The following is a 25,015-nucleotide window of genomic DNA, read 5'->3' on the forward strand; positions in this document are numbered from 1 at the left end:
TTTGATGCAGTTGTTTTCGTCTTTTACAGTGAAAGTGTAATTGCCTGCTGTTAGGTTTGCAAATGTGTTGTTCGCTTGATATGTTACTCCGTCTAAACTGAATTGTTTTATTCCTGTTCCGCCGGCGCTTGTCAATGTTACTATTGAAGTTTCACCGTTACATAATATTGGAGTATTGTTTACGCTAATGATTAATGAGTCAGGTTCGGATACGGTAAGTGCTGAAGATTTTAAACATCCGTTAGCATCTTTAACAATAAAATTATAATCACCAGCTATTAAGTTATCAAAACTGTTTGCAGCCTGAAAAGTAATACCATCCAAACTGTACTGGTAAGCACCTGTACCTCCACTTGCAGTTAAATTAACAGTTGTTGTTTCTCCAAAACATTGAATAGGGTCAGGTGTAGCGGCTAAGGTGATTAAAGTAGGTTGTGTAAAAGAAATTGCAAAATCATCCGTACAATTATTTGCATCTTTAACTAAAAAAGTATACGACCCAGCAATGAGGTTTGGAAAAGTATTTTGAGTTTGAAAAGTAGTGCCGTTATCAATGGAATACTGAAATGGAGCTGTACCTCCAGTAGTGTTTAACGTTACTGTTGATGTGCCCGAATCACATAATATCGCAGTATTTGTTCCTGCTAGTGTTAAAACATCTGGCTCATTAATGGTTATTTCTTTTGCAGGATCACCACAGCCATTTTGGTCTAAAATCTTTACTTTATATGTTCCAGCAGGTAAACCTGTAATGGTATAAAAACCACTAGTTTGTGGAATAATACCTGAATCAGTTGAGACAGAATAAGTCACACCGTTATCAGAAGAATAAGAAATAGCGTAAGGTGCCGCACCTCCTGATAATTCTACTACGCTAAAACTACCATCAGAAGCACCGAAACAACTTACATTGGTTTTCTGAATTTCAAAATCCAAAGGTGAAGTGATGATGATATCATCAACTAAAACAGCGCAAGAGTTATTTGGAGAATTATCATCAGAAATTTTGATGATAATGCTTGAAGTACCAACGACAGTAGTGAAATTTATATTAGCATTTATTGGTGAAGCATCTGCATTATCCAAGTTTTGATTAGCTAAAACCGTCAAATTATTGGCATCTAAAACCTCTACTTTAATTTTTGATGCGGAATTATTATTACCACAAATATTATTCTTTACATAGCTAAATCTTAACGAATAATTTGTTGCAGGTTTTATTGATAAGATAGTTTGTTGTAAAGAGAAACCGTCTTTAATAAATGCAACTTTATTGGCATTATCCGAAATACTAGGGACAATTTTAACTTTATCTCCTGCATTTGAAACTTTCCAGCTTCCTAAATAATTAGGAGCACCATACTCTCCATCAGCAGCTATGGCAAAATCTCCATTGATTACCGCATTACAATCTGATGCAATTGGAGGGGCATTAATGTAAACATCTTCTACAATTGCCGTGTTTAAATCACCATTATAATTAAAACCTGGTACATTGGTAATTCCACCTGTTTCATAAGTAGTATTTGTCCCGCTAAATGAATTGTCATTTGCTGTAATTTTCCTTAAAGGATCTATACTGGTTCTGGTTGGATCCAGATGTGTAGTTTGTGCACTTGCATGATAAATCCCACTTGGAATATCATTAACAATATTTACTGAAATTGTAAATTCTACATGATCTCCGGGTGATATATTATACGTATTAAAAGTAATTTTTCCCGAGGCTCCTACCGTAAATGTTGGCGAAGTAGGTCCGGCTGCATCACCAGATAAAACTACACTTACGGTGTTTAAGCTAAATCCGAATGGTAATTGAAAATCTATATGCACACCTCCTGCATTACCTCCGCCTAAGGCGTTCTCCACTTTCAATTTATAGGTAGCTGTAGTTCCCGGATTTCTAATTCCCGCAGCTCCTGCATTAATTTCTGTTAACGTTGTAGTTAAAATAGGATAACAAATGGAACCACCTCCTTGCAAATGGATTGGTAAGTTAGCTGTTGTAAACGCTACTACACTTCCATTAACACCATTAGTAGCACCATGATCTATTCCTGCGCCGTCATTGGTTTTACCCGCTAATCCTCTATTAACATTTGTATTAATGGTAGCACTTGGCAACTGTGTTAATATTAAGCCACCACCACCGCCACCACCTGGCCCATGCTCATCATTATTATCATTTTTAGTATTTCCCCCATTACCGCCAATAGCTTGTATGGTTAAATTTGCAGTTGGACTTGGTGATAAAGACCTTACAAAAACACTTCCTCCTGCTCCACCACCGCCAGCTCCGTCGGGTGCCGAACCAAATGCTCCTGGCTCACCAATCCCTCCATTAGATCTGATAACACCAGCTCCATCAATTTTTTCGACATTTATTAAGATAATCCCACCTCCCACCCCTCCTTTTACTCCTGAAGTGGCGTTGTTAGCATCACCACCACCTCCACCACCACCCATAATTAAGCGAGAATAATCTAAAGGAACTGAACTACCTGGTCTGCCTCCACCTGTTAAGGGATTTAAATTACCTCCTCCTCCTTGCCAGCCTCTTCCACCAACTCCGCCAAAACCTGCATTTCCACCACCCCCACCACCAGCATTATGATCATTTCCTGCACCTCCGGCGTTACCTGGCGCACCACGACCATAAGACCCATTAGGTAATCCCTCATCCACATTATCCACCTGATTAAATCCGTCCCACATATATCTGGGGGTTCCCACAATTCCCTCCCCTTTACCAACAGAGCGTGTTGAAGAAGAAAGCACTGCGTAATTTGCACTTGTATTTGCACCAGAACCAGCAACCGGCCCATACCCGCCTCTAAATCCTCTTTGGGATGCATCAACCACAAAACCATTAAATTGCATAGTCCCTGCAACATCAAAAGCGATAATTCCACCAACACTTCCGTTATATGGCGGGGTAACAATATTAGAATTTAATATCAAGTTTGAATATTGCGGCACCCTTACTACCTGAAACCGTCGTTGGCCTCTTGTTGCTGTAAAATTAGAATTAGTATAAGTATTTACAGCTCCACTTCCTGCACCAGCGCCTCTAAATTCAAGTAAACCACCTGTTAACGGAACATCAGTTGTTGCTACCACATATTCAAATTTTCCCGAATTTCCTAAACCTGTATATCCAGTACCGCCTAAACCATCGGGACCGTTAGTTACATTACCACTACCATATAAGTTACTATTTGTAAAATTAGCAGTAGCATCTTGCATCTGAATGATTAGGATTAAATCGCCAGATTTAATAGGTGTAATACCATAACTTAAATTATAATTTGGATCATTAGGCGGTACACCTAAAAGCGTAATACTTTTACTACCTGCTGGTAAAGATGCATTTGCTGCTAAAGGGAAATAAGTATTTACAGGAGGTACTGCATTTTGAGGCCCATCTAAACCAGATGTACCACAAACCTGTGCATTTACCATCTGATTAAATGATAAAACGCTAAATACAATCAAAAAAAGTGACTGCTTTAAATGTTTATTTAAAAAAAACAGCGCACATAAAATCAATTTAAAGAAAAAAGAGTTTCTTGTTGTTTGATTGTGCATTTAATAAAAATTATCCTGAGGTGTGTACTTGATCTTATACGCAAAAATTTAAATGTAGTTACACTAAATGTATCTCAAAATAAATTTTGTATTTATAGAAAAATCAAGCTTAAAATAAAAATCAAGTAACTGATATTTAATTATTTAAAAATAAAAAACTCAAGTTTGCAATATCTACGATACTCATATAAAAATAATTACTACGGTTAACTCCGTAAAAAAAACATAAAAATTGCCTCAACAGAAAAAAAAATAAAATTGTATGCAACCTTTTCTAAAAATACATCATCTTGCATATAGAACTTTATATGAATTTGGAACACAAATACACTTTAAATGATTTAGTAAAAGGATGCCAAGAAGGTAACAGGCATAGCCAAGAACTATTGTATAAAACAACATCGGGTAAAATGTTAGGTATTTGTATGAGGTATGCGAAAGACCACTTTGAAGCTGAAGATATGATGCAAACTGGTTTTGTAAAAGTTTTTAAAAAACTAGCTGATTACCGAGGAGAAGGCTCTTTTGAAGGATGGATGCGCCGTATAATGGTAAACACTTCTATTGAGTTTTATCGTAAAAATTTACGTAGTTTAAATGTTGTTGATATTGATGAAACACATGAACAACAAGCTAGCACTAGTTTTGATATGAGCAGTATTAACGTTAAAGATTTAATGCGATTGATACAAAATTTGAGTAACGGTTACCGTTTGGTATTTAACATGTATGCAATAGAAGGATATTCGCATAAAGAAATTGCAGAAGAATTAGGCATTACAGAAGGAGCTAGTAAATCGCAACTATCAAGAGCTAGAGCCATATTGAGAGAACAAGTTTTAAAATTGGAGGGATATAAAAATGAAGCCAATGTTGGATAAAGATTTTGACCAGATTTTCAAATCTTCTTTTGAAGATTTAGAAATAGCGCCAGCTGCTGATAGCTGGAGCAAAATAACCAAAGAGTTAGATAAAAAAGGAACAAAAAAGTTTCCGATTTTTTGGATGGCTGCTGCCAGTGTTATTGTTGTTTTAGGAATTGGTGTGGGTTTATACATAAAACCTACAGAACTAATAAAGCTAACAACAAACAAAAATAAAATGATGGCTGATTTAGCTAAAGAACAACCAACACCTACAACAGCAACTGAAGATTTAACAGTTACTGATGATGTTTTGGTTAATCCTGAAAAAGTTGCTACAAAACAAGTTGCTTCGGTTAACAACAATACTAGTAACCAAGAAATAACAGAAAACCAAGAAAATATTGCGGTTGATGCAACCATTGCACCAGAAAGCAACGTCTTAATAGCAGAAACAAATACAATAAAACCCTTAAGAGCTAAATCTGTTACAGAACAAATAATAGAGGATGAAAAAAATATAGAAACCATTAATCGTCCAATTTTAACTGCACAAAGTATTGCGTCTGTAAACAATATAGAAAATGCAACTAATACTAATAGAAAAATTAAAATACCAACCGTTGGCGATGTAGTAAATTTTGTAGTAGCAAAGGTTGATAAGCGAGATGAAAAAATTATAAGAGTAAGTAAAACTGAGGAAAGCGATAATGAAATTACCGGGATTAATTTAGGACTTTTTAGGTTTATAAAAGCAGAGTAAATACACATTAGTTAAAAAGAAAAAACATGAAAAAAATATATTTTATAGCATTAGCAGTTTTTGTAACTGGCTATACACAAGCACAAACAGAACAAGATAGTACGGTTACTATCAAAAAAAACTCTAAAACATCCATTAAAATTGGAGATGGAGAGGTGAAAATCACTGTAGGAAATGCAGACTCTACCACTAAAAAAATTGTAAAACCAGTAAAATATCCAAAATTGAGTTTTGGTTTAACATTTGAACATTTTGATATTGGTTTAAGTAAATACCATACTGGTTCAGATTTTAGCACACCAGCAGGTTATGATTATTTAGATACAAAACCATGGAAAACAATTAATGTAGGTTTTGATTTAGTGCAAATGGGAGTAAGATTTACCCCTAACGTTAAAGTTATGCTTGCTGCAGGCTTAGACTGGAACCACATGCGTTTGACACAAAATGTAACCATACAACCAGAAAATCTAGTTTTAGATATTGTAAACAAACCTGATGATGGTATTAATTACGACAAAAACAGATTCTCTAGCCGCTACATAAGAGTGCCATTATACTTTGAATACCGCACTCCAAAAAATGATAAAGGTAAAAGAGCTTCGATAGTATTTGGCCCTGAGGTTGGTTTTTTGTTGAACGGAAAGGTAAAACAAGTAAGCGATGAAAATGGCAAACAAAAATTTAGTGACGATGACTACAATTTTGAGCCTTTCCGATATGGAGCTAATGTTAGAATTGGTTATGGTGGTGCAGGTTTATTTTTCAAATATTATATGAATGATGTTTTTGCAAATAACCAAGGCCCTGCAGATTATAAAAACTTAAACTTTGGTTTAACCTTCGGTTTCTAAAAGATAATTACTTTTAGTTTAAGCCTTAAGCTGTATTAAGCTTGAGGCTTTTTTATGTAAAAAATCAAAAGAATAATTTAACCTTCCAATTCCTGTAAACCAAAACATTTCAAAATCATAAGTACATACATCCATTTTTTTTTATCTTTACTCCCCCACAAAAAAAACAATTAAAAATGTCGCTTATTCAGCTAAAAAATGTAAGTAAAAATTTTTTAGAAGGTATTCCTTCAGGCGTTTCTGACGTTAATTTGAATATCAAACAAGGTGAAATTATCACCATTTTAGGCGAAAGTGGCTGTGGCAAAACCACCCTCTTAAAATTAATTTATGGTTATTTAGTACCCCAACAGGGCGAAGTACTTTTTAACGGTGTTAAAATAAAGGGACCATCAGAAAAATTAATCCCCGGGCATGACGAAATGAAGATGGTAACCCAAGAAGTTACTTTAAATCTTTATGCCAAAGTTTTTGATAATATAGCTTCACAGCTTTCTAATTCAGATTTACAAGCTAAAAGTCAACTTACCTTACAAACTATGGAGTTTTTAAGAATTGACCATTTAGCAGAGAAAAAAATTATTGAATTAAGCGGTGGCGAACAACAAAGAGTTGCCATTGCCAGAGCCGTAATAACAGAACCTAAAGTGCTGCTGTTAGATGAACCTTTTAGCCAGATTGATAGTATTTTAAAACGCCAATTGAGAGATGATATTGAGAGACTTTCTAAGTTTTTAAAAATTACCATCATCATGGTTTCTCACGATCCTACTGATGGTTTAGCACTTTCGGACCAGTTGTTAATAGTAAAAGACGGCAAAATCATCCGCCAAGGGCACCCCAGAGAAATATATTTGAACCCGCAAAAAGCTTATGTTGCCAACCTAATTGGCAAAGCTAATTTGTTAAAAAACTTTAGCTTTTTACCCAAAACAGATACCGATTTTGCTGTTTACCCACATCAAATCAATTTATCTTATGAAAATGGGATGGCAAATGGTATCATTAAATCAACCCATTTTTGTGGTGCTTACCAAGAAGTGGAATTAATTGTTGAAAGTAAAATTTTGTTAGTTCACGATCCTCAATTTATCCCATTTACCAATGGCGAATTAGTATTTTTTGATATACTTTATTATCAAGAATTAGAACATTAAATATTCATTTTCTAACAACTTTATTTTTCTAAAAAATCATTGCAATTTTTCTGAAATAATTCTTAACGATTTGATTTTTACCTCAAAAATTTATTTTAAACACTATCAGTCATCGATTTTAGATAAAATAAAAAATAAAGTCTACTAAATCTATATATTTTATATATTTGCATCATAGTTAATAGTTTTAAACGAAAACTTATTTCAAAAGAATACTGTTTTAAACAGATGTGAGGTAGGGAGATTGGGAGGATATTAAATACTTTTTTTAGTGTGTTAATTAAGCCTCTTCTGTTATTCAGGAAGAGGTTTTTTTTAAAGAAAATTATGCAAAGTTTTAGAACGGAATTAGAAAATCCAATTGTAGAAAAAGATATTATAGATCTTGAAAAGAAAATCAAAGCTTTTCAGGAAGGTAAAATTCACGACGAGAAATTTAGAAGTTTACGTTTAGCCAGAGGAATTTACGGGCAGCGCCAACCCGGTGTACAAATGATTCGTATTAAATTGCCTTTTGGTAAAGTTACATTTAAGCAAATTTTAAAAATAGCCGATGTTTCTGATGAATACGCATCTTCCAATTTGCACCTAACTACTCGCCAAGATATTCAGATACACTATGTAAGTTTAGATCGTACTCCAGAATTATGGTCTAAATTAGAGCAAGATGATATTACATTACGCGAAGCTTGCGGAAATACAGTAAGAAACGTTACCGCATCACCAAGTGCTGGTATAGAAAAAGATGAACCTTTTGATGTTTCACCTTACGCTCATGCTTATTTTAAATATTTTTTGCGTAACCCTATTTGCCAAGAAATGGGTCGTAAAATAAAATTTGCATTTTCATCTAGCGAAGCAGACTCTGCTTTTTCTTTTATACACGATTTAGGTTTTATCCCAAAAGTAAAACAAGAAAACGGAGAAGAAATTAGAGGTTTTAAAGTAGTTTTAGGCGGTGGTTTAGGTGCACAACCATCTTTAGCACATGTGGTACATGAGTTTTTACACGAAGATTTAATTATCCCTTACGGGGAGGCAATGTTGCGTGTTTTTGACCGTCACGGTGAAAGAACTAACAGAAATAAAGCCCGTTTAAAATTTTTAGTAAACAAATTAGGCATTGATGAGCTTGTACGTTTAATAGAAGAAGAACAAATAGCAAACAAGGTTAAAACCTTTAAAATTGATAGAAATGCTATTGAGTTACCGCAATTACCAACCGCTAAAATCACTCCTGCTCAAATCCCTGCTGACAAACAATTAGGTTATCAATTATGGTTAAACACCAATACTTTTGAGCAAAAGCAAGAAGGTTATTATGGTGTTTATGTTAAAGTGAAAACTGGCGATATTCCAACAGACCAAGCTCGTAAATTTATTGCAGCCATAAAAGATTTAGTGGCCGATGAAATTAGAGTAACCATTAACCAAGGTTTGCTTTTAAAATTTGTTAAACCAGAAGCTTTAACAAATTTGTTTTTGGCTTTAGATGAATTAGATTTAGCAGCACCAGGTTTTGATAGCTTAGCAGATGTAACTACTTGCCCTGGTACAGATACTTGTAATTTAGGAATCTCAAACTCTATGGAATTATCTAGGGTTTTAGAGCAATTGGTTTACGACGAATATGCAGATTTTGTAGAAAATAAAGAAATTAAAATAAAAATAAGCGGCTGTATGAACAGTTGCGGCCAACATGGTTTGGCGCACATTGGTTTTCATGGTAGCTCTATGAAAGTTGCAGGTAAAGTAATGCCCGCAGTACAAGTTTTATTAGGTGGTGGTATTGTTGGCAACGGAGTTGGCAGAGCAGCAGATAAAGTAGTAAAAGTACCATCTAAAAGAGCAACTCATGTTTTAAGAGCAATTTTAGATGATTATAGAATTAAAGGTGCGGATTATCCAACTTTTCATGCTTATTACGACGATTTAGGGAAGGATTATTTTTATCAATTACTAAAACCAATTGCAGATCAATCAACCCTTGTTGATAGCGAATTTATAGATTGGGGACATGAAGAAACTTTCCAAACCGCTATTGGAGTTGGAGAATGTGCTGGTGTAGTAATAGATTTGGTAGCTACTTTGGTTTACGAAGCTGACGAGAAATTTAGTTGGGCTGCAGAAGCTTTTGAAAATAAAGCTTATGCAGATGCTATTTACCATGCATACAATACAATGGTAAGTGGTGCAAAAGCTTTATTGTTAGATAAAGGCATTAACCAAAGTACCCAAACTGGTGTTATTAATGCCTTTGATGAAAATTATGCTGCAGATTTTAATATCAATAGCTTTAACGAATTGGTGTTGCAAATTAATAAAAACGAACCTTCAGAGAAATTTGCTACCGCTTACTTAGCGCAAGCAAATGACTTCTTAAATAAAGTTAAAAATTATAGGGAAAACCCTGAATTGGTTAAATAATTTTTCATCATATTATTTAGCACCAAGCTTAAGAATGGACTTGTTTAAAGATAAAACAGATTTACTTAACAAAGAAGTTGATAATGGGAACGAATTGTTTCCCATTTTCTTAAAACTTCAAAACTTTCAAACCCTTCTGGTTGGAGGTGGCAACGTAGGTTTAGAAAAACTGAGTGCCATGTTAGTTAATAGTCCGCAAGCAAAAATAACCATCGTTGCCGATCGTTTTTTAGATGAAGTTAAAACCTTAGTTAATCAATATCCAGCAGTTAACATCATCGAACGTAGGTTTGAAGACAAAGATTTAGATGGAGCCGAATTGGTAATTTTAGCTACTGACAATAAAGAACTGCACCATTACATTAGAACATTAGCAAAAGCAAAAGGCATTTTAGTAAACGTTGCAGATACTCCAGATTTATGTGATTTCTATTTAGGTTCTATTGTAAAAAAAGGAAATCTAAAAATTGCTATTTCTACTAATGGAAAATCGCCAACGGTAGCAAAAAGAATTAAAGAAGTTTTAAACGAAGGTATCCCAGAAGAAATCAACGATACTTTAGATCAAATTAACAAACTTAGAGAAACCCTTACCGGCGATTTTGCTAACAAAATAAAAGTGCTCAATCAGGCTACAGCAAGTTTGGTAAACGAAAAACAAAAAGAACCTGCAATATCAGCAAAAGCTTTAAGTTGGCTTATTTGGAGTACTGTTTTAGTTTTTACTGCAGTAATTTTTTATGTTATTTGGCAGCAAGAACCAGCTTTTAGAGAATATGTAGAAACTATAAATCCAACGTTTTATTGGTTTTTAGCTGCCGGATTTATTTTTGCAATGATTGATGGTGCAATTGGAATGAGTTATGGCGTAACTTCTACTACTTTTTCTCTATCCATGGGCATACCGCCAGCATCCGCAAGTATGGCTGTTCATATTTCGGAAATTTTGAGTAATGGTATTGCCGGTTGGATGCACTTTAAAATGGGAAATGTAAATAAAAAGTTATTTAAACTTTTGGTAATTCCTGGTATTATTGGTGCAGTAACAGGTGCTTATATTCTTTCATCTTTAGAACACTACAGTCATTACACAAAACCGCTTATTTCTCTTTATACCTTAATATTAGGAATCGTTATTCTTAGAAAAGCAATCATTATAAATAAGAAAAAAGTAAAAGCAACTAAAAAAATAACCAACATAAAACCATTAGGTTTTTTTGGTGGCTTTATTGATGCTGTTGGTGGTGGTGGTTGGGGTTCAATCGTATTATCATCTTTAATTGCTGGCGGCAGAAATGCTCGTTATTCTTTAGGCACAGTAAAATTAAGCAGGTTTTTTATTGCCTTAATGAGTTCTTTAACTTTTGTAACCATGTTAAACGGATTACAATGGTACGCTGTTGCGGGCTTAGTAATAGGGAGCGCAATTGCATCTCCAATTGCAGCAAAAGTTTCTAATCGGATATCTGCAAAAACAATTATGGTATCTGTTGGAATTATTGTAATTGCTGTAAGTATAAGGTCTATTATTAAATTTTTGATGGCTTTCTAATAAAAATGAAAGTTTTAAATTAAATGAGTTTAAATTTTAAAATATATTTTCGTAAAGCGTATATTTACACTTTACAAATACAATGATTAAATCGTTTAAAAGTAAGTCGTTAAAATTACTTTGGGAAAAGAATAATCCAAGTAAATTGCCCGCACTTCAATTGAAGAAAATTAAAATCATTCTTCAAATTTTAGATGATTTGGAAGAAGTGCCAGAAGATCTTTTACACTTAGTTTCTTTTAGACCACATCCGCTAAAGGGAAATTTACAAGGATACTGGAGTTTAGATGTAACAGCAAATTATCGCATTATATTTAGATTTGAAAGTAAAAACGCTTACGATTTAGATTATTTAGATACTCATTAAAATTAAGAAAATGGATAGAATGATGGAACTGACTCATCCAGGTGAGATTTTGAAACTTGAAATTATTGATGGTAGAAGTTTAACAATTAGTAAAGCTTCAGAGCTACTTGCTGTAACCAGACCAACGCTATCAAATATATTAAATGGAAAGGCAGCCATAACTCCAAATATTGCTATCAGAATTGAAACAGTATTTGGTGGTTCTGCAAGGTTTTGGCTTAGATTACAATCAACTTTTGATTTGTTTATTGCAAAAAAAAGCTTTTTGAAAAATCCGCCAAAAATAAAATACTATGATTTAGCTTAAATAATGAATATAGAAGAAATTAAACAAGCCATTAAATCACTAAGTCCACAAGAGGTTTTAGCTTATTTGGCTCATAAATTTGAAGGAGAAATTATTTTTTCAACCAGTTTTGGTTGGGAAGATCAAGTAATCTCTGATATGATTTTTTCTCAAAACTTACCTATAAAAGTATTTACTTTAGAAACAGGTAGGTTATTTACAGAAACATATTATACTTGGAACCGCACTTTAGAAAAGTACGGAAAAGAGATTCATGCTTTTTATCCTGATAAAGAAAAATTAGAAGCTATGGTAACCAAAAAAGGTCCAAGTAGTTTCTATGAATCTGTTGAAAACAGAAAAGAATGTTGCGGAATACGTAAAGTTGAACCTTTAAACAGAGCTTTATTAGGCAATAAAATATGGATTACCGGCATAAGAGCAGATCAATCTGCAAACCGTGAAGATATGGATTGGGTTGAGTGGGATGAAGCGCACCAACTGGTAAAAGTGCATCCTATATTCAATTTTTCTTTAGATGATGTTAAAGCTTTTGTTAAAGAAAAAAATGTACCGTACAACCCATTACATGATAAAGGTTTCCCAAGTATTGGGTGCCAACCATGCACCAGAGCGGTACAAGCCGGCGAAGATTTTAGAGCCGGCCGTTGGTGGTGGGAAGAGGCCAGTAAAAAAGAATGTGGCTTACATGAAACCGGTAGCCATGAAGAGGTTTTCAAACCATAAAAAGTCAGAAGTTCTTAAGTCCGCAGACCGAAGTTTGGTTGGTAACTTAAAAATTAAATATTAAGGTATTGGTATATTGATTTGCAAAGTCTCATATCTCACATCTTAATACGCATATCTAAAATAATAAAATGAATAATTAAAAAAGTTTTGAGACGAGATTAGCGACAATAAAAAGTCTCATATCTCATATCTCAATACTCAATACTAAAAAAAGAATGGATTATTTAGATCAACTAGAGGCAGAAGCCATCGCAATTTTAAGAGAAGTTGCAGGGCAGTTTGAAAAACCTGCTTTATTATTTTCTGGAGGTAAAGATTCTATCACTTTGGTACGTTTAGCAGAAAAAGCTTTTCGTCCGGGTAAATTTCCTTTTCCTTTGGTACACGTAGATACTGGCCACAACTTTCCTGAAGTGATTGAATTTAGAGACCGTTTGGTAGAAAAGATTGGCGAAAAATTAATTGTTGGGCATGTACAAGATGCAATTGATAGCGGAAAAGTAATTGAACAAAAAGGTAAAGATGCTAGCAGAAATGCTTTGCAAACAGTTTCTCTTTTAGAAGTTATCGAAAAAAATAAATTTGATGCTTGTATTGGTGGTGCTAGAAGAGACGAGGAAAAAGCAAGAGCTAAAGAACGTATTTTTTCTGTGAGGGATGAGTTTGGACAATGGGATCCAAAACGCCAACGCCCCGAGTTATGGAATACTTTTAATGGTAAAATTAACAAAGGCGAAAATGTAAGGGTTTTCCCTATCAGTAACTGGACAGAGTTAGATGTTTGGAACTATATCAAAAGAGAAAACATTGAAATCCCTTCTATTTATTATTCTCACGATAGAGAAGTAATTGAGCGTAACGGAGTTTGGATGGCGGCTCATGAGTTTCTAAATATGGATGCTGACGATAAAGTTTATACTAAAAGCGTACGTTTTAGAACCGTTGGCGATATGACTTGTACCGCAGCTGTAGAATCAGTAAAAACAGAGATTGACGATATTATTTTAGAAATCAGTCAGTCAAAAATTAGTGAAAGAGGTGCCCGTATGGATGATAAAGTTTCTGAAGCAGCCATGGAAGACCGTAAAAAAGGAGGATATTTTTAATGGATATATTAAAATTTTTAACAGCAGGTAGTGTTGATGATGGAAAAAGCACTTTAATTGGACGTTTATTGTACGATACAGGTTCTGTATTGGCAGATCAGTTAGAGGCTATCCAAAAAAGTAACCGTAAAAACGACGACGGAACTGTTGATTTAGCCATTTTAACAGATGGTTTAAAAGCAGAACGTGAGCAAGGAATTACCATTGATGTAGCCTATAAATATTTTCAAACAGAAAAAAGAAAGTTCATCATAGCTGATACTCCAGGTCATATTCAGTACACACGTAACATGGTTACAGGTGCATCAAATGCAGATTTAGCCATTATTTTAATTGATGCCCGTAAAGGTGTTATTGAGCAAACCATTCGCCATTCTTACTTAGTATCACTTTTAGCTTTAGAGCATGTGGTAGTTTGTGTAAACAAAATGGACATGGTTGATTATAGCGAAGAAGTTTTTGATAAAATACATGCAGATTATCATAATTTAGCCGTAAAGCTAAATATGAAAGAAGTTACTTTTATTCCGGTAAGTGCATTACGTGGTGATAATATTGTAAATGGTTCTGAAGCAATGCATTGGTATAAAGGCAAAAACTTACTAGAACATTTAGAAACTGTACCAGTACGTGAAATGGACACTTTATTACCAGCCCGTATGGCAGTACAGTGGGTGGTTAGGCCTCAAACTGATGCATTACATGATTATAGAGGTTATGCAGGCAGAATTTTAAGCGGTGCTTTAAAAGTTGGCGAAACCATTAAAGTTTATCCTTCAGGTACAAAATCTACCATTTCTAAAATAGAAACTTATGAAGGCGACCATGCCATTGCCGAAGAAGGAAAATCTATCACTTTACATTTAGCTGATGAAATTGACATTAGCCGTGGCGATATGGTTGGCGAAATTGAACGCCCTCCAATTGTATCAAATGAAATTGAAGCGGATATTTGTTGGATGGATACTCGAGAGTTAGATACTTCCGCTACTTATTTTATACAACACCAAAGCAAAGTAACTCGTTGTAAAATAAAAGAAGTATTGTATAAAGTAAACATCAATACTTTAGAAAAAGTAAACGCAGATAGCTTTGGATTAAATGATATTGGCCGTGTAGAAATTAAAACTGCCGACGAACTAGCTTTTGACCCTTACGAAACCAACAAAAGAAACGGTGGTGCAATTATTATTGATAGCCGTACCAATGTTACTGTTGGTGCTTTAATGCTAAGAGCAGCTTTATAAGTATTTTAACATTTTAAGCAAAAGCCCATGATTAACATCATGGGCTTTTGTTGTTTTGATGAGTTTGTTTTTAGAATTAATAAAGCTAAACCAAAACCTTTTTTATAAATTTGCGATTCCATTCGCAAATTTAAGCTTAATTTTACGATTACATTCGCAAATTTCTTATATTTGAAAAATAAATCTTTCATACATGATTAATCGTATTATCAATTCTAAAATTATAAACAGATTATCTGATAGAAAAGCTATTATTCTTTTAGGTCCAAGACAAGTGGGAAAAAGCACTTTAATAGAACAGCTTGAAAGTTCATTTGCACAGCCTGTAATGGTGTGGAATGGGGATGAGTCTGATATTAGAGATCTGCTCAAAAATCCATCATCTACAAAATTAAAATCTTTAATTGGGAATGCTAAAACATTAATTATTGATGAAGCTCAAAGAATCGAAGATATTGGCTTAACCTTAAAATTAATTGTTGATCAAATTAAAGATGTAAAAGTAATTGCTACTGGTTCATCGGCTTTTGAGCTATCAAATAAAACTAACGAGCCTTTAACAGGTAGAAAATGGGAGTATAAATTGTATCCTATTTCTTTTGAGGAAATGGTTAATCACCACGGATTATTGAATGAAAAGCGATTACTACATCAAAGGATGGTTTTTGGTTATTACCCAGAAATTATAAACCACCCTGGAGAAGAAATTCCAAGATTAAAGCAATTGGTAGATAGTTACCTTTTTAAGGATATACTAATTTGGGAGCGCATACTTAAGCCAGAAAAGTTAGAAAAACTGTTGCAAGCATTAGCATTTCAAGTAGGTAGTGAGGTTTCTTATAACGAGTTGGGACAACTGGCCGGTTTAGATAACCAAACAGTCGAAAAATATATTCAATTATTAGAGAAAGCTTTTATTATTTTCAGGTTAAGTGCTTTAAGTAGGAATTTAAGAAACGAACTAAAGAAAAGCAGGAAGATTTATTTTTACGATAATGGATTACGCAATGCTATTATCAACAATTTTAATGCAGTTACTTTAAGAGATGATATTGGTGCGCTTTGGGAAAACTTTTTAATGAGCGAAAGACAAAAACTTTTAGCTTATAAAGAAATATACTGTCTTAAATATTTTTGGCGTACACATACACAACAAGAAATTGATTATTTGGAAGAAAGTAACGGAGAAATGAATGCTTACGAGTTTAAATGGAATGCAAAAGCCAAAGTAAAGTTTTCAAAATCATTTATAGAAAGTTATCATCCTAAAAATATGAGCGTAATAAATAGCGATAATTTTGAAGAATTTTTATTGAATGAATAAGATAAACACTAGGCCAATAATATTGCATGCAATCTCAATTTCTTCAGCCTAATTCCATAACCTAAATTTCTCAATTTATTTATATTTGCACCCATGCTTTTGCTTACTTTTTTTGTAGCCATTGTGGTTAATTTTGTTGGCTATATTCCTATCGGAAATATCAACTTAACAGCTATGCAAATTTCTATTAATAAAGGAATTAAGCAGGCAACCATTTTCGCAACTTCTTTTGCTTTGGTTGAAGGTTTGTTTACTTATATTTTAATGCGCTTTGCAGAGTGGTTTGTTAGCGAAAAAGACTTTTTAAGTTGGTTAGAGTGGATTATGGTTGGCATTTTTCTTTTAATGGGAACCATAGCCTACTTCCAATCAAAAAAAGAAGCGAAGCCTATGGAAGATGTAAAAAAGAAAGACAGCATTAGAACAGGAATTATTTTAGGTGTTTTTAACCCCATGATTATCCCTTTTTGGACCATTGGCGGTACTTACCTTATTGCTAATAATTGGATTACAACAGCAGGATTTGGATTGATAGTTTTTGCAATTGGTGCTTCTATTGGCTCTTTTGCTTGCCTTTACCTATTCGGGCGTTTTGCCATGTACATTCAAAATAAATTTTCTTTTAGCAATAAAGTAATTAATAGAAGTATTGCTATTATGTTCTTTTGTTTGGCAATTTTTCAAACGGTGAGGTTGATTTTGTTTAAGTAATTGTAAAAGGTGGAAGGTAACAAAGGAAATAATTTCTATGAAGAAAAACATTGTTTTACGAATACTATTTTTGCTTTTTACATTCTTGACTTCTTATGAAATAAAAGGTCAAGAAATTAGTAAAATATTAATAATCGATAAAAATTCAGGTGACCCAATTGACTTTGCTTCTTTAATTGTGAATGGAAATGTTTGTTGCTCTTCCAGTAAAACAGGAGAAATAACGTTAAATATACTTGAATTTCAAAAAGGAGATTCAATTGTAATTTCAAAACTTGGTTACACTTCAACTCTATTTATTTTTGATTTTAAAAAATCTTTCCCTCCTAGTTTCACACTACAGCCCAAACATATCGCATTAAATGAAGTCACATTTAAAGAAAAAAAAGTCAAGAGATTTAAATTAGGAAACCCTGTTACCTTTACTGTAAACAAATTTTTACCTCGAACTGAAGATGCTTTTGCAACATATATTCCTGGAGATAGAGAAGGATTTGTTAATGGAATAAACCTTAACCTAAGTGATGCATTAAATGGAATAACATCCCCTTTTAAACTAGAAATTTGTGAGATTACAAAAAATGGAATTCCTGGAAAAAGCTTAATAAATGAAAGCTTAATCTTGAATAATTCTAAAAAGAAATCTTGGTTTTATATTGATTTATCGTCCTATAATATTACAATACCTAAACAAGGTTTTTTTGTGATCGTAAGTATACTTAATGAAAATTATTACGAAAAGGGAAGAGTTTACTGGCATAGAATGAGTTTCAAACAATTACCCTGCTTTGCCTTAAGAGCATATAAAAAGAATGAAACCTCTTACACACTTATTAGATATAAATCAATAAATGGATTTGAATGGCATAAAATGAGACGTTCAATCATCAACTTAGAAATAACAGCAGAAGGATCAAATTAATTTTTGTCTTTAAAAAAAGCGATTGTACTCTCTTTATCCTTCCCCAACTGTTCAGTCAATTTCTCCAAACCTTCAAACTTAACATCATGACGAATAAATTTTAAGAAATTCATTTTTATATTTTGATGATAAATATCCTCTGCAAAATCAAAAATATTGATTTCTATATTCTGGCTCATTCCGTTAATGGTAGGCCTATGCCCAATGTAAGCCATGCCTTTGTAGATTTTAACATCAGCTTTTTTATTACTCCTAAAAGGCAAAAAAGGATTATGTAGTTCCTGATTTTTGTTTTTTGATTCTTGAATTTCTACCGTAACGGCATAAATCCCATCAGATGGAATCAATTTATAACTTTCTTCTATAAATAAGTTAGCTGTTGGGTAACCTAAAGTTCGGCCTATTTGGTCGCCTTTAATTACTTTGCCATACAAACCAAAAGGATTTCCTAATAATTCGTTAGCTGTACTTACATCGCCTTGTGCTAAAGCTTTTCTTATTCGGGTGGATGAAACAGCAAAATCTCGAACATCTTGTTCTGGTATTTCTTCAATTTGGTAATCGTAAACAGAACCGTATTGTTGCAATTCAGCTAAGCCTCCACTCCTATCCTTACCAAAACGATGATCGTAACCTATCACTATTTCTTTCATCCCAATCTGATTTATTAAAACATCTTTAATATATTGTTCGGGACTTTGGTTAGAAAAATCTCGAGTAAAAGGGGTAATAATTAAATGATCTATACCTAGTTCTTCTAAGAACTGAGCCTTTTCTGCCATGGTATTAATCATTTTCAGCTCTTGGTTTCCCGGATTTAAAATCATCCTTGGGTGAGGGAAAAAAGTAAGAATTACGCTTTCGCCATTACTTTTTTTGGCCTTTTCTACCAGTTTATTAATAATTTTTTGATGACCTAAATGCACACCGTCAAAAGTCCCAATGGTTACAACTGCATGGTTTAAACGTTCGAAATCTTTAATATGATGGTAGATTTTCATTAATATTATTTATTGAATTGCGAATTGAAGATTATTCATCTTTTACTCATAGATATAAACCCAAAACCGCACAGGCTTTCCTGCCCTCATGCCGGGCAATGGCATTTACTTTTTTTCCGCAAAAAAGTAACCAAAAAACTCTCGCCTGCGCCTGATGCTATTTATGGAAGTGCTTTGACTTCTTCATCTTTTCCGCACCAGACAAGGGCGAATTAAACGGTAATTACTGTTTCTACTTTAACTAATACGGCATAAATTAATCCTAATTTAAATCGAAAAATCTTAACTCATTATCTAAAATCTTCTTCAATCTTAATCTCTCTTACATGATTCACCAATTCCATAACTTCATAAGCATCTTCTACTCTAAAATTACCGCTTCTGGTTCTTCTTAGTTTTGATAAGTAAGCCCCGTTACCCAATTTTTCACCAAAATCTTTAGCTAAAGAACGGATGTATGTTCCCTTTGAGCAAACTACTCTAAAATCAACTTCGGGTAATTCAATTCTGGTTATTTCAAATTCTGTGATACTAACCCTTCTGGTTTTCAGTTCTACTTCTTCGCCTCTTCTCGCTTTTAAATACAATCTTTCTCCACCAACTTTAATTGCAGAGTGAGCAGGTGGATATTGATCTAAATCGCCAATAAAATGTTGGCAATTTGCTAAAATAGCCACTTCTGTAAGATTAGCGGTATCAAAGGTTTGATCAACTTCTGTTTCTAAATCATAAGATGGAGTAGTTGCACCTAAAGTAAAAGTACCAGTATATTCTTTTTCTTCTGCCTGGAAAGTGTCTATTTGTTTGGTAAGTTTGCCGGTGCAAAGAATTAATAAACCAGTTGCTAATGGGTCTAAAGTACCAGCATGACCAACTTTTAACTTTAACGGTTTAAACGAGTTCCTTAACTTACCTACAACGTCAAAAGATGTCCAGCTGTATGGTTTATTTATTAATAAAACTTCGCCATCTGTAAAATTAAATTTTGGAAATTGTTTTGCGCTATTTTCTTCGCTCATGCTTAAATAATTTGTAAGCTATGTCCGCTTAAAATCAAAACGATAATAATAGCACCTACAATAATTCTGTAAATTCCGAAAACTCTAAAACCGTTTTTACTTAAAAACCCGATGAAGCTTTTAATTGCAATTAATGCTACTACAAAGCCAATTACATTGCCTAATAACAACAAATTAATTTCATCAGAACTGATGGTGTGTCCATCTTTATAAAAATCGTAAAGTTTTTTTGCTGTTGCAGCAAACATGGTTGGTACAGCTAAAAAGAAAGAAAATTCTGCAGCTGCTTTACGGGTTAATTTTTGCGACATACCACCAACAATACTGGCACCAGAGCGAGACATCCCTGGAATCATAGCTAAACATTGGAAAATACCAATTTTTAATGCCGTGGGATAAGATATTTCATCTGCATCATCTATATCAGCATTTTTAAACCATTTATCTACAAACAGTAAAATAACACCTCCTACTAATAAAGTAACGCCAACTGTTAAAGGGCTCTCCATTAATTCGTCAATCATATCGCTAAAAAGCAATCCAAAAATAACGGCCGGAATAAAGGCAACAAAAAGCTTAAAGTAAAAATCGAAACTTCTAAAAAACCTTTTAAAGTACAAAACAACTACAGAAAGTATGGTACCCAATTGTATAGCTACAGTAAATAGTTTCACAAAGTTATCTGATTGTATGCCCATTAAAGACGAGGCAATAATCATGTGGCCAGTAGAGGAAACTGGTAAAAATTCTGTAAGACCCTCAATGATGGCCAGTACAATTACTTCAAAAACATTCATTTATTTTTTAGCTCTCTTTTTTAGAATAGCGTAAAAGCCAAGTGCAAAGCCGCCAAGTACTACAATTGGAGCTAATACAATTTTTGTAAAACTATAAATATCAGTATCGCCACTCATTAAAATAAAACCAATAATAACAATTACAATACTTGCAATCATCAATTGGTAATTCTGTTTTTCAAAAACAAAATGAACTGAAGTGTTATCTGATTTGATTGGGTTTTGAGCCATAATTTTATCTGTATAAATCGTAAACTTTAAGCTTTAAATATTTGGTAACGGCAAAATAAGTGCTCAAACTCGAGATTAAAATCCCAACTCCAATAACGCCTATAAACACTAAACCAAACTCGTAGTAGTTGGTTAAAATAACCAGCTCTGGTATTTGTTGTTGTGCAAAATAAAGGGTAAGTACCAATAAAATTACAGCTATTAAACCAGCAATAAAGCCATGTAAAATGCCATAATTAATAAATGGTTTACGTATAAAACCACGGGTTGCACCAACCAATTGCATACTTTTTATTAAAAAACGTTGCGAATAAATGGCTAAGCGTATGGTGTTGTTGATTAAGCCAACTGCAATAATTAACAGCACTAAACCAAAGCCTAAAATTACAATAGAAATGGTGCGTATGTTTTGATTAATCATATCTACCAGAGATTTTTGGTAGCGCACTTCATTAACCATTTCATTTTTCTGAAAAGCTTTACTTAACACCTCAATGCTTTCATTGTTAGCATAATCCGCCTTCATGTAAACATCTATCGAAGAAAGTAGCGGATTATAGCCTAAAAATTTGATAAAATCTTCACCCAAATCTTTTGTTAAATTGCGGGCAGCTATTTCTTTACTTATATATTGGGTAGATTTTACGTAGTTATTACCTTCAATTTGTTTTTGCAAAGCTAAAATATCAACTTCTTTTGTACCCTCGTTAATAATTACGTTAAGCACTATGTTTTCTTTAACGTAATTAGAAAGTTTACGCCCATGTACAATTATTAGCCCCAATAAACCTACCATTAGTAGTACTAAAGAAATACTAATTACTGTAGAAACATAAATTGTTTTTGTTTTCTTGGATGCTCTGCTGTCTTCAAATTCTTCCATAAATGAGATATTTATTTTGCGAAAATAACAAACCTTATTTTAATATAGGCATCAATGTGCTTAAACTGAAAAATTTTAACAAACTTTCACTTTCTAAATTTTACTTATCACAACAACTGCCTATTTTCTAACACACTTTTTCAATATCAAAAATTACCACCGGTTAAAAAAATGTTGGCATTAAACATTGTTACACAAATAACGGATAACAATTTTTCACTTAGCTTAAAAAGCTATTAATTAGGCCTCTATTTCACAATTGGCATTTTAGTTGTCTTTACTACAACAATTATTAACCATTTAAAATTTACATTATGACAACGCAAAAGAAAACATCAGGATTAACAGAAGAAATGAAAAACTCAGAATTTCACAAATTTTTTGTTGACGAAATTAAAGACATTTATTGGGCAGAGAAACATTTACACAAAGCTTTACCAAAAATGCAAAAAGCAGCTACAAGTAAAGAGTTAGCTAAAGCATTTGAAAAACATATTGAAGATACCGCTCAACATATTGAAACTTTAGAAAAAGTTTTTGAATTGTTAGAAGAGAAAGCAGTTGGTAAAAAATGTGATGCCATGGAAGGTTTGTTAGAAGAAGGCAAATCTATCATAGAAGATACTGATAAAGACACTATGATTAGAGATGCAGGCTTAATTTTGGCAGCACAAAAAGTAGAACATTACGAAATTGCAACTTACGGTACTTTACGTGTATTCGCAAAGAACATGGGACATACAGAAATTGAGAAATTACTTAGTCAAACATTAGATAACGAAAAAGAAACCGATGTTGCACTAACTAAAATTGCAGAATCTTTTGTAAATGAGGAAGCTGTAAACGAATAATTAGAATTACCTTTCTATGAAAAACAAATCGGGTTATAGAGTATAGCCCGATTTTTTACATTTAAAATTATTGAAAATGAAAAAGTTATACACGGCAGTTGTAACTGCTAAAGGAGGAAGAGATGGTCATATAAAATCATCTGACGGAGTTTTAGATTTAGATTTAAAAGCCCCAAAAGCTATGGGTGGCGAGGATGGATTTACCAACCCAGAAATACTATTTGCTGGCGCTTGGGGAATTTGCTATTTAGGCGCATTAGGTTCTATCGGAAAAAGAGATGGCGTTGATGTGAGTGAAGCAACAGCAGAAGTACATGTAAGTTTTAACCAAGAAAGTGAAACTTCATACCAACTTTCGGCAGAAATTCATGTTCACATTCCAGGTGTTGTAATTGAAAAAGCTCAAAAAATGGCAGATGCCGCCCATAAAGGTTGCCCATACTCTAAAGCAACAAGAGGAAATATTGATGTTTTGGTGAAAGCTGTTTAATTTCATCCTCTATAAAAGTTTGAACTTGAACCATTTTTAAGTTCAAACTTTTTACATCTTCGCTATCGTAAAAAATCTAAAATTATCTTTCTAATTTATTTTGTGTTATTTTCTTTAAACACATAAATAATTGTCACATTTTAATGTCTTTTAAAAATGTATCATTAGCTTTGGTTCACTAAATGCAATTGCTATTAGGTGGCAAAAAAATCAATGAGGCTATGTATTTTAGTTCTCAGAGGACAAAAGTTTGAAGTTTAAAAATCTAAATCAATCTAATAAATAATTAATAATGAAAGAAGTATCTGATATTGGCGTAATAGGCATAGCTGTAATGGGCGAAAACTTAATTCTTAATATGGAAAGCAAAGGTTTCCATGTAAGTGCTTTTAACCGTACAGTAGATAAAGTTGAAAACTTTGTGGCAGGAAGAGCCAAAGGCAAAAATATTTATGGCGCACTTACCATTGAAGATTTTGTGTCTTCTTTAAAAAGCCCTCGTAAAGTAATGTTAATGGTTAAAGCGGGTAAGCCAATTGATAGTTTTATAGATTTATTAATTCCACTTTTAGATAAAGGAGATATTATTATTGATGGTGGAAATTCGCATTTCCCCGATACAGAACGAAGAGTTAAATATGTTGAAAGTAAGGGTTTATTGTTTATAGGTACTGGAGTTTCTGGCGGCGAAGAAGGAGCTTTATTAGGTCCATCAATTATGCCTGGAGGTTCTAAAGATGCTTGGCCTGCCGTAAAACCAATTTTTCAAGGTATTGCTGCTAAAGTTGATGATGGTTCGCCTTGCTGTGATTGGGTTGGCGATGGCGGTGCAGGTCATTTTGTTAAAATGGTGCATAACGGTATCGAATACGGCGATATGCAATTGATAAACGAAGTTTATCAGATAATGAAAGACGTTTTAGGAATGAGTGCTGATGAAATGCATGAAGTTTTTAAAGAATGGAATACTGGCGAATTAGACAGTTATTTAGTGGAAATAACTACAGATATTTTAGCTTTTAAAGATACCGACGGACAACCTTTAGTTGATAAAATTTTAGATACTGCTATGCAAAAAGGTACTGGTAAATGGACTGGTACAGTGGCTTTAGAATTAGGTATTCCGTTAACGTTAATTACCGAATCTGTTTTTGCAAGATGTTTATCTGCATTAAAAGACGAAAGAGTTCTTGCTTCTAAAATTTTAACTGCCGGCCCTACCCCATCTTTTAATGGTGATAAAAAAGAGTTTATCAATCATTTAAGAGATGCTTTATATGCTGCAAAAGTTATTTCTTATGCGCAAGGTTACCAAATGATGAAGTCTGCTGCAGCAGAATATGGCTGGAAACTAAATTACGGCGGCATTGCTTTAATGTGGAGAGGTGGATGTATTATCCGTTCTAAATTTTTAGGTAATATTAAAGAAGCTTTTGATAAAGATGCCGATTTAACAAACTTATTACTAGATTCTTATTTTGCGGAAAAAATTCAGACTTGCCAAAATGGTTTGAGACAAGCAGTTGCAAACGCAGTAATAAACGGAATCCCGGTTCCTTGTTTAAGTGCTGGCTTAAATTATTATGATGGCTACAGAACAGAGCGTTTACCTGCAAATTTATTACAAGCACAACGTGATTATTTTGGAGCTCATACTTACGAAAGAATAGACAAACCAAGAGGAGAATTTTTCCATACCAATTGGACAGGTAGAGGTGGTGATACTTCTTCTACTACTTATTCGGTTTAATAATTTAAATCATAAACACAAAATCCCTTTAATTTTTCAATTAAAGGGATTTTGTGTTCAGTAAAAAAGAAGAAAC

22 protein-coding genes and 1 pseudogene are annotated in these 25,015 nt (G+C 33.4%); 17 read left to right on the forward strand and 6 right to left on the reverse strand.

What is annotated here, in order from left to right:
• Positions 1-3,462, reverse strand: a pseudogene (locus ACFSSE_RS05475) (hypothetical protein); the annotation flags it as partial.
• 434 nt (positions 3,463-3,896) lie between these two features.
• Between ACFSSE_RS05475 and ACFSSE_RS05480 the strand changes: the two are divergent.
• The 14 genes from ACFSSE_RS05480 to ACFSSE_RS05545 all read left to right on the forward strand — a co-directional run bounded on the left by ACFSSE_RS05480 (position 3,897) and on the right by ACFSSE_RS05545 (position 17,917).
• Positions 3,897-4,469 carry an RNA polymerase sigma factor gene (locus ACFSSE_RS05480; RefSeq protein WP_379046795.1) on the forward strand — a complete coding sequence of 191 codons (573 nt, stop codon included), beginning with the start codon at positions 3,897-3,899 and terminating at the stop codon, positions 4,467-4,469.
• The gene (locus tag ACFSSE_RS05485) at positions 4,459-5,214 is read left to right on the forward strand and encodes a hypothetical protein (RefSeq protein ID WP_379100782.1); all 756 of its coding nucleotides are present in this window, start codon (positions 4,459-4,461) and stop codon (positions 5,212-5,214) included. The genes ACFSSE_RS05480 and ACFSSE_RS05485 overlap by 11 nt, the downstream gene beginning before the upstream one ends.
• 26 nt (positions 5,215-5,240) lie before the next feature.
• Entirely contained in the window at positions 5,241-6,068 is an 828-nt protein-coding gene (locus ACFSSE_RS05490) for an outer membrane beta-barrel protein (RefSeq protein WP_379046790.1), read from the forward strand.
• A gap of 176 nt (positions 6,069-6,244) precedes the next feature.
• Complete coding sequence (locus ACFSSE_RS05495) at positions 6,245-7,225, forward strand: ABC transporter ATP-binding protein (protein WP_379046787.1); 981 nt, start codon at positions 6,245-6,247, stop codon at positions 7,223-7,225.
• Between the two features lie 327 nt (positions 7,226-7,552).
• Positions 7,553-9,652: a HEPN domain-containing protein gene (locus ACFSSE_RS05500; RefSeq protein WP_379046784.1), complete on the forward strand. Its 2,100-nt coding sequence runs from the start codon at positions 7,553-7,555 to the stop codon at positions 9,650-9,652.
• 34 nt (positions 9,653-9,686) lie between these two features.
• Complete coding sequence (locus ACFSSE_RS05505; RefSeq protein WP_379046781.1) at positions 9,687-11,204, forward strand: TSUP family transporter; 1,518 nt, start codon at positions 9,687-9,689, stop codon at positions 11,202-11,204.
• A gap of 82 nt (positions 11,205-11,286) precedes the next feature.
• Complete coding sequence (locus ACFSSE_RS05510; RefSeq protein WP_379046778.1) at positions 11,287-11,571, forward strand: type II toxin-antitoxin system RelE/ParE family toxin; 285 nt, start codon at positions 11,287-11,289, stop codon at positions 11,569-11,571.
• Positions 11,572-11,581: 10 nt separating this feature from the next.
• Positions 11,582-11,878 (forward strand): HigA family addiction module antitoxin, encoded by a 297-nt coding sequence (locus ACFSSE_RS05515; RefSeq protein WP_379046775.1) that lies wholly within the window; start codon positions 11,582-11,584, stop codon positions 11,876-11,878.
• 3 nt (positions 11,879-11,881) lie between these two features.
• On the forward strand, positions 11,882-12,604 hold the full coding sequence (locus ACFSSE_RS05520) for a phosphoadenylyl-sulfate reductase (RefSeq protein ID WP_379046772.1): 723 nt from the start codon (positions 11,882-11,884) through the stop codon (positions 12,602-12,604).
• A gap of 218 nt (positions 12,605-12,822) precedes the next feature.
• Positions 12,823-13,713 carry a sulfate adenylyltransferase subunit CysD gene (cysD, locus tag ACFSSE_RS05525; protein WP_379046769.1) on the forward strand — a complete coding sequence of 297 codons (891 nt, stop codon included), beginning with the start codon at positions 12,823-12,825 and terminating at the stop codon, positions 13,711-13,713.
• Positions 13,713-14,960: a sulfate adenylyltransferase subunit 1 gene (locus ACFSSE_RS05530; protein WP_379046766.1), complete on the forward strand. Its 1,248-nt coding sequence runs from the start codon at positions 13,713-13,715 to the stop codon at positions 14,958-14,960. Before cysD ends, ACFSSE_RS05530 begins: the two co-directional genes overlap by 1 nt.
• A 193-nt stretch (positions 14,961-15,153) precedes the next feature.
• The gene (locus tag ACFSSE_RS05535) at positions 15,154-16,284 is read left to right on the forward strand and encodes an ATP-binding protein (protein WP_379046763.1); all 1,131 of its coding nucleotides are present in this window, start codon (positions 15,154-15,156) and stop codon (positions 16,282-16,284) included.
• Positions 16,285-16,377: 93 nt separating this feature from the next.
• Positions 16,378-16,995, forward strand: a complete 618-nt coding sequence (locus ACFSSE_RS05540; RefSeq protein ID WP_379046760.1) for a LysE family transporter — start codon at positions 16,378-16,380, stop codon at positions 16,993-16,995.
• Between the two features lie 37 nt (positions 16,996-17,032).
• Positions 17,033-17,917, forward strand: a complete 885-nt coding sequence (locus ACFSSE_RS05545) for a hypothetical protein (protein ID WP_379046757.1) — start codon at positions 17,033-17,035, stop codon at positions 17,915-17,917.
• On the opposite strand, the gene ACFSSE_RS05550 is transcribed toward ACFSSE_RS05545, so the two are convergent.
• From ACFSSE_RS05550 to ACFSSE_RS05570, 5 genes are all read right to left on the reverse strand, one after another.
• Positions 17,914-18,918: a bifunctional riboflavin kinase/FAD synthetase gene (locus tag ACFSSE_RS05550; protein ID WP_379046754.1), complete on the reverse strand. Its 1,005-nt coding sequence runs from the start codon at positions 18,916-18,918 to the stop codon at positions 17,914-17,916. The two genes, ACFSSE_RS05545 and ACFSSE_RS05550, sit on opposite strands and share 4 nt — an antisense overlap.
• Before the next feature lie 290 nt (positions 18,919-19,208).
• The gene (truB, locus tag ACFSSE_RS05555) at positions 19,209-19,937 is read right to left on the reverse strand and encodes a tRNA pseudouridine(55) synthase TruB (protein WP_379046751.1); all 729 of its coding nucleotides are present in this window, start codon (positions 19,935-19,937) and stop codon (positions 19,209-19,211) included.
• Positions 19,938-19,939: 2 nt separating this feature from the next.
• Complete coding sequence (locus ACFSSE_RS05560) at positions 19,940-20,734, reverse strand: undecaprenyl-diphosphate phosphatase (RefSeq protein ID WP_379046748.1); 795 nt, start codon at positions 20,732-20,734, stop codon at positions 19,940-19,942.
• Positions 20,735-20,965 (reverse strand): DUF3098 domain-containing protein, encoded by a 231-nt coding sequence (locus tag ACFSSE_RS05565; protein ID WP_379046746.1) that lies wholly within the window; start codon positions 20,963-20,965, stop codon positions 20,735-20,737.
• A gap of 4 nt (positions 20,966-20,969) precedes the next feature.
• Positions 20,970-21,848: a cell division protein FtsX gene (locus ACFSSE_RS05570; RefSeq protein ID WP_379046743.1), complete on the reverse strand. Its 879-nt coding sequence runs from the start codon at positions 21,846-21,848 to the stop codon at positions 20,970-20,972.
• A gap of 314 nt (positions 21,849-22,162) precedes the next feature.
• On the opposite strand from ACFSSE_RS05570, the gene ACFSSE_RS05575 reads away from it, so the two are divergent.
• The 3 genes from ACFSSE_RS05575 to gnd all read left to right on the forward strand — a co-directional run bounded on the left by ACFSSE_RS05575 (position 22,163) and on the right by gnd (position 24,939).
• Positions 22,163-22,699, forward strand: a complete 537-nt coding sequence (locus ACFSSE_RS05575) for a YciE/YciF ferroxidase family protein (RefSeq protein WP_379046740.1) — start codon at positions 22,163-22,165, stop codon at positions 22,697-22,699.
• Positions 22,700-22,775: 76 nt separating this feature from the next.
• Positions 22,776-23,189 carry an organic hydroperoxide resistance protein gene (locus ACFSSE_RS05580; protein WP_379046737.1) on the forward strand — a complete coding sequence of 138 codons (414 nt, stop codon included), beginning with the start codon at positions 22,776-22,778 and terminating at the stop codon, positions 23,187-23,189.
• Positions 23,190-23,481: 292 nt separating this feature from the next.
• Positions 23,482-24,939 carry a decarboxylating NADP(+)-dependent phosphogluconate dehydrogenase gene (gene gnd / locus ACFSSE_RS05585; RefSeq protein WP_379046734.1) on the forward strand — a complete coding sequence of 486 codons (1,458 nt, stop codon included), beginning with the start codon at positions 23,482-23,484 and terminating at the stop codon, positions 24,937-24,939.
• Positions 24,940-25,015 lie beyond the last annotated feature (76 nt).

It is taken from the genome of Pedobacter alpinus, assembly GCF_042684645.1.
Classification (GTDB): Bacteria; Bacteroidota; Bacteroidia; order Sphingobacteriales; family Sphingobacteriaceae; genus Pseudopedobacter; species Pseudopedobacter alpinus.

Bases quoted from the DNA above. Each gene is read 5' to 3' on its own strand.
- ACFSSE_RS05480 (WP_379046795.1), top strand. From the start codon at position 3,897: ATGAATTTGGAACACAAATACACTTTAAATGATTTAGTAAAAGGATGC.
- ACFSSE_RS05485 (WP_379100782.1), top strand. From the start codon at position 4,459: ATGTTGGATAAAGATTTTGACCAGATTTTCAAATCTTCTTTTGAAGAT.
- ACFSSE_RS05490 (WP_379046790.1), top strand. From the start codon at position 5,241: ATGAAAAAAATATATTTTATAGCATTAGCAGTTTTTGTAACTGGCTAT.
- ACFSSE_RS05495 (WP_379046787.1), top strand. From the start codon at position 6,245: ATGTCGCTTATTCAGCTAAAAAATGTAAGTAAAAATTTTTTAGAAGGT.
- ACFSSE_RS05500 (WP_379046784.1), top strand. From the start codon at position 7,553: ATGCAAAGTTTTAGAACGGAATTAGAAAATCCAATTGTAGAAAAAGAT.
- ACFSSE_RS05505 (WP_379046781.1), top strand. From the start codon at position 9,687: ATGGACTTGTTTAAAGATAAAACAGATTTACTTAACAAAGAAGTTGAT.
- ACFSSE_RS05510 (WP_379046778.1), top strand. From the start codon at position 11,287: ATGATTAAATCGTTTAAAAGTAAGTCGTTAAAATTACTTTGGGAAAAG.
- ACFSSE_RS05515 (WP_379046775.1), top strand. From the start codon at position 11,582: ATGGATAGAATGATGGAACTGACTCATCCAGGTGAGATTTTGAAACTT.
- ACFSSE_RS05520 (WP_379046772.1), top strand. From the start codon at position 11,882: ATGAATATAGAAGAAATTAAACAAGCCATTAAATCACTAAGTCCACAA.
- cysD (WP_379046769.1), top strand. From the start codon at position 12,823: ATGGATTATTTAGATCAACTAGAGGCAGAAGCCATCGCAATTTTAAGA.
- ACFSSE_RS05530 (WP_379046766.1), top strand. From the start codon at position 13,713: ATGGATATATTAAAATTTTTAACAGCAGGTAGTGTTGATGATGGAAAA.
- ACFSSE_RS05535 (WP_379046763.1), top strand. From the start codon at position 15,154: ATGATTAATCGTATTATCAATTCTAAAATTATAAACAGATTATCTGAT.
- ACFSSE_RS05540 (WP_379046760.1), top strand. From the start codon at position 16,378: ATGCTTTTGCTTACTTTTTTTGTAGCCATTGTGGTTAATTTTGTTGGC.
- ACFSSE_RS05545 (WP_379046757.1), top strand. From the start codon at position 17,033: ATGAAGAAAAACATTGTTTTACGAATACTATTTTTGCTTTTTACATTC.
- ACFSSE_RS05550 (WP_379046754.1), bottom strand. From the start codon at position 18,918: ATGAAAATCTACCATCATATTAAAGATTTCGAACGTTTAAACCATGCA.
- truB (WP_379046751.1), bottom strand. From the start codon at position 19,937: ATGAGCGAAGAAAATAGCGCAAAACAATTTCCAAAATTTAATTTTACA.
- ACFSSE_RS05560 (WP_379046748.1), bottom strand. From the start codon at position 20,734: ATGAATGTTTTTGAAGTAATTGTACTGGCCATCATTGAGGGTCTTACA.
- ACFSSE_RS05565 (WP_379046746.1), bottom strand. From the start codon at position 20,965: ATGGCTCAAAACCCAATCAAATCAGATAACACTTCAGTTCATTTTGTT.
- ACFSSE_RS05570 (WP_379046743.1), bottom strand. From the start codon at position 21,848: ATGGAAGAATTTGAAGACAGCAGAGCATCCAAGAAAACAAAAACAATT.
- ACFSSE_RS05575 (WP_379046740.1), top strand. From the start codon at position 22,163: ATGACAACGCAAAAGAAAACATCAGGATTAACAGAAGAAATGAAAAAC.
- ACFSSE_RS05580 (WP_379046737.1), top strand. From the start codon at position 22,776: ATGAAAAAGTTATACACGGCAGTTGTAACTGCTAAAGGAGGAAGAGAT.
- gnd (WP_379046734.1), top strand. From the start codon at position 23,482: ATGAAAGAAGTATCTGATATTGGCGTAATAGGCATAGCTGTAATGGGC.